Source organism: Wohlfahrtiimonas larvae (assembly GCF_002006755.1).
Taxonomy (GTDB): domain Bacteria; phylum Pseudomonadota; class Gammaproteobacteria; order Cardiobacteriales; family Wohlfahrtiimonadaceae; genus Wohlfahrtiimonas; species Wohlfahrtiimonas larvae.
In genome coordinates this window covers 1-4,262 of sequence record NZ_MVDO01000066.1, presented here as the reverse complement: position 1 = coordinate 4,262, position 4,262 = coordinate 1, and the positions used below count along the sequence as shown (strand labels likewise).

Genomic DNA, 4,262 nt, shown 5'->3' with positions numbered 1-4,262 from the left:
CCAAGGTTACTTGCACTATGCACGTGAATTTGGCGTACAAATGCAACCATTCCAACAAGTGAACCAAAATGCTTATTTGCATAACTCAAATGCATTTGGTGGCAAGCCACAAAGATATCGCGAAATTTTCTCTGATTTCCGTGGCCACACTAACGAATTGTTAGCAAAATCAATCAACCAAAATAACTTGGATGATTCGATCACTAAAGAAAATAAAGAAATGTTGCTAGAAGCATTGAAAGAATGGGGTGCTTTGGATAAGAACTATCGCTACACTGGTGAAACTGGTTCTCATTACCGCGGTTGGGCAACACCAGCTGGCGCAACTCATGATGCAATTCCATCAACGCCTTTGAATTTTGATGACGTATTGTCTTCAAATTTGTGGTCAGCATTGAATATGCATTTCAACATTGAATATGCATCAACAATGTTCCAGCCAGTGGGTGGTATGGATCAGTTGCCTAAAGCAATTGCTAAAGATTTAATGTCAGACATTCAATTGAGTTCAAAAGTTATTGAAATCAACCAAGATGATAAAGGCGTTAAAGTAACTTACGTTGATATGGCTGATGGCGATAAAGAGAAAGTAGAAACAGCTGAATGGTGCGTTTGTACAATTCCTTTCTCAGTATTGGCACAAATCAAAAATAATTTGAGCCGTAAAGTTAAAGATGGTATCGCTGCAGTTCACTATGCAACAAGCTTTAAAGCTGGTGTTCAATTCAAGCGTCGTTTCTGGGAAGAAGATGAGCAAATCTACGGTGGTATTACCTTTACAGATTTAGATATTGGCCAGATTTCTTATCCTAGTGATCAGTATTTCTCTAAAGGCCCAGGTGTTGTATTGGCGGCTTACCAATTTGGTATTAACTCATTTGATTTCTCTGCAAGAACACCTGAAAACCGTTTGGCTAAGGTTATGGATGATTTCGTAAAAATCCATCCACAAGCTAAAGAAGAGTTTGATAATGGTATTTCTGTTGCATGGCACCGTAATCCAGGTACTTTAGGTTGCTATGGTTTATGGACTGATACAACTCGTGAAAAACATTTTAAAGATGTTTCAACAATGGATAACCGTGTTGTGTTGGCAGGTGAGCATGTTTCTTACATTCCTGCGTGGCAAGAAGGTGCGATTTTGTCTTCATTAGAAGCAATTCGCCAATTGAACGACAGAGCATCTAAGAAATAATTGAAGGACAAGACAGATGAAAAAGATTCTTTTAGGTACTGCATTTTTAAGCATGTTGAACTTTGTTTACGCTGATGGTGCGGGCGGTTTAGCAGGTAGTGGCGTTATCGAAGTAAGAGGCGGTGAAGAAATTTATAATGCTTCTTGTGCAGGTTGTCATATGCCAGATGGTCGTGGTGCAGTCGGTGCAGGTTTTTACCCAGCATTGAAAGATAATCCAAAATTGCAACAAGCAGCTTATCCATCCATCGTAGTATTGTATGGTTTACATGGTATGCCAGCTTTAGGTGGCATTTTGGATGATGAACAAATTGCAAATGTTGTGAACTATGTGCGTACTAACTTTAACGGTGTGAAAGAAACAATTACAGCGAAAGATGTTGCGCCAATGCGTGTTGCAGATTACGACTATAACGATTTGAACTAAAGTCAATGAGTTATCATTAGATATCTTTAGGTAAAGTAAGATATTGAATAATAAAGAGGTAGTTGCTGAAAGTGACTACCTTTTTTCTTATATATTCATTCAATGAATGATATGATATGACCGCTTTGTAGGATCATGAATTTGATATTTTAGTGAGTGAGAATAGAGAAACGATGAAAATTTTAATTGTTGGTAAAGGTGGGCGCGAACATGCTTTGGCTTGGAAAGTAAAGCAAAGTTCTAAAGTTTCAGATGTATTTGTAGCACCAGGTAATGTTGGTATGAAGGACATTGCAACTTTGGTGAATATTTCTGAAACCAATGCAGAAGAATTGGCTAATTGGGCAGAAGCAAATCATATTGATTTAGTGATCGTGGGACCTGAATCAAGCTTGGTTGCAGGTGTTGCTGATCAAATGAATGCAAAAGGCATTAAAGTTTGGGGGCCAAACCAAAATGCAGCACAGATCGAAGGCAGTAAAGATTTCGCTAAAATCATTATGAATAAATATGATGTGCCGACAGCAGTGCATCAAACATTTACCAATACAGCAGATGCTATTCAATACCTTGAAAAAGTGGGCGTGCCAATTGTTATCAAAGCTGATGGCTTGGCAGCAGGTAAAGGTGTTGTATTACCAACAACAATGGATGAAGCAAGAGCAACAGTTGTAGATATGCTGGAGGATAACCGCTTTGGTGATGCTGGTGCTCGTATCGTGATTGAAGAGTTCTTGGAAGGCAATGAATATTCATTAATGTGTTTTGTTCATGGTAATAAAGTTGTGCCAATGGTCATGGCGCAAGATCACAAACGTGCTTACGATAATGATGAAGGTCCAAATACAGGTGGAATGGGTGCTTATGCTCCTTGCTTCACCGCAGATAGTGATGAAACTGCAATTGCAGTGAAAACAATCATGCAGCCAGTTGCTGATGGTTTAGTCAAAGAAGGTAAGCCATTCACAGGCTTTTTGTATGGTGGTTTAATTTTAACAAAAGAAGGTTTTAAAACCATAGAATTCAATGCTCGCTTTGGTGATCCTGAAGCAGAAGTTATTTTGCCATTATTGGAAAGCGACTTGGTGGATGTGATTTTATCTATGTTAACCGATGGTGAGATTCCTAAAGTAAAATGGAAAAATGAATATTGTGTGGGCGTAGTTTTAGCCTCAGAAGGTTATCCGCAAGAACCTAAATTGGGTTATCCATTGAAAAATGTGAAAGCGGATGGCGTGAATAATATGATTTTCAATGCAGGTGTTGCTGAAAAAGATGGTCAAATCATATCAAATGGTGGCCGTATTTTAGTAGTAACAGGCAGTGCGCCAACATTTAAAGAAGCTAAAGCGAATGCTTATGCAATGATGGATCAAGTTTCGACAGAAGGCACATTCTTCCGTAAAGACATTGGACATCGTTTTAAAGAGAAATAGATATGAAAAAGATCATGGTAATAGGTTACGGTGCCATGGCTCAATATGTAGTAGCAAATTTGCCGAGCGATTTATCGCTCGGTTATTTGTTAGTGAAGCCAGAAAGAGTTAAGCAAATACAAAATATTATGAGTGATTCTGTTCAGGTGATTAGCTGTGTTTCAGAATTACAAGGCAAGCCTGATATTGTTGTGGAAATGGCAGGGCAAGCAGGTGTTAAACAGCATCTGTTGGATCTATTAGCTTTGGGTTTAGATGTTGGTGTGATTTCTGTGGGGGCATTTGCTGATAGTGATTTTGAAGCAAAAGTGAAACAAGCTGAAATAGATCATCGATGTCAAGCCTATCTTTTAACGGGTGCTGTGGCAGGTATGGATGGTTTAGCAGCGGCGAAGCTAGCGGGTTTAGATCAAGTCATTTATCAAGGGCGAAAACCGCCTGAAGGCTGGCGAGGTAGTCATGCTGAATCCTTGATAGATTTAAGTAATATTCAAGAAGCCACAACCTTTTTTAAAGGCACAGCACGAGAAGCTGCAACGTTATTTCCTGCTAATTCTAATGTGGCAGCAACGATTGCTTTAGCTGGTATTGGAATGGATGCAACGGTGGTTGAGTTAATTGCGGATCCGTTAAGTGAACGTAATCAGCATAATATTCAAGTGAAAGGTGTGTTTGGGGAAATGAAGATAACAATGCAAGGTTTACCATTACCTAATAATCCTAAAACTTCAATGTTGGCAGCTTTGAGTGTGCTTCAGTTTTGCCAATGATCATTATTTTTGATGATTATTTAAGAAAATGCATTCAAAAGTAAATATAGGTTAATTTGATGAGTGAAATTTATGAAATAATATATCATGCTTATTATAATGGGCAAATAGGACTTCACTTAAGTATGGGAGATTATTCATCATGAGTCATATGATTTGGAACGAGTACATTAAAGCATTAAAAAATGAGGTAAAGCCTGCTTTAGGTTGTACTGAGCCGATTTCTTTGGCTTTAGCGGCTGCCAAAGCACGAGCAGTTGTGGGTAATGATACAATTATTCGCATAACAGCAAAGGTTTCTCCTAATTTGATGAAAAATGGCATGGGGGTTACAGTTCCTGGTACAGGGATGAAAGGCCTTGCAATTGCAGCAGCAGCTGGTGCGGTTTGTGGTGATGCTGATGCTGGCTTAGAGGTTTTGAAGAATATTAATA

Annotated in this window: 4 protein-coding genes and 1 pseudogene; all 5 read left to right on the top strand. The window is 38.7% G+C overall.

Annotation, left to right across the window (positions count from 1 at the left end; translation table 11 throughout):
• Positions 1–1,195: flavin monoamine oxidase family protein (locus BZK14_RS04255; protein ID WP_077925335.1), on the top strand; the 1,195-nt coding region annotated here is incomplete at its 5' end.
• Positions 1,196–1,211: 16 nt separating this feature from the next.
• A complete protein-coding gene (locus BZK14_RS04250; protein WP_077925334.1) occupies positions 1,212–1,622 on the top strand; it encodes a c-type cytochrome in 411 nt (136 codons plus the stop codon).
• A 173-nt stretch (positions 1,623–1,795) separates the two neighbouring features.
• Positions 1,796–3,058 carry a phosphoribosylamine--glycine ligase gene (gene purD, locus BZK14_RS04245; protein WP_077925333.1) on the top strand — a complete coding sequence of 421 codons (1,263 nt, stop codon included), beginning with the start codon at positions 1,796–1,798 and terminating at the stop codon, positions 3,056–3,058.
• A gap of 2 nt (positions 3,059–3,060) precedes the next feature.
• The gene (locus BZK14_RS04240) at positions 3,061–3,828 is read left to right on the top strand and encodes an aspartate dehydrogenase (protein ID WP_077925332.1); all 768 of its coding nucleotides are present in this window, start codon (positions 3,061–3,063) and stop codon (positions 3,826–3,828) included.
• Positions 3,829–3,970: 142 nt separating this feature from the next.
• A pseudogene (locus BZK14_RS04235) lies at positions 3,971–4,262 on the top strand (serine dehydratase subunit alpha family protein); the annotation flags it as partial.

Coding starts and splice junctions, on each gene's coding strand:
- BZK14_RS04250 (WP_077925334.1), top strand. CDS start 1,212: ATGAAAAAGATTCTTTTAGGTACTGCATTTTTAAGCATGTTGAACTTT.
- purD (WP_077925333.1), top strand. CDS start 1,796: ATGAAAATTTTAATTGTTGGTAAAGGTGGGCGCGAACATGCTTTGGCT.
- BZK14_RS04240 (WP_077925332.1), top strand. CDS start 3,061: ATGAAAAAGATCATGGTAATAGGTTACGGTGCCATGGCTCAATATGTA.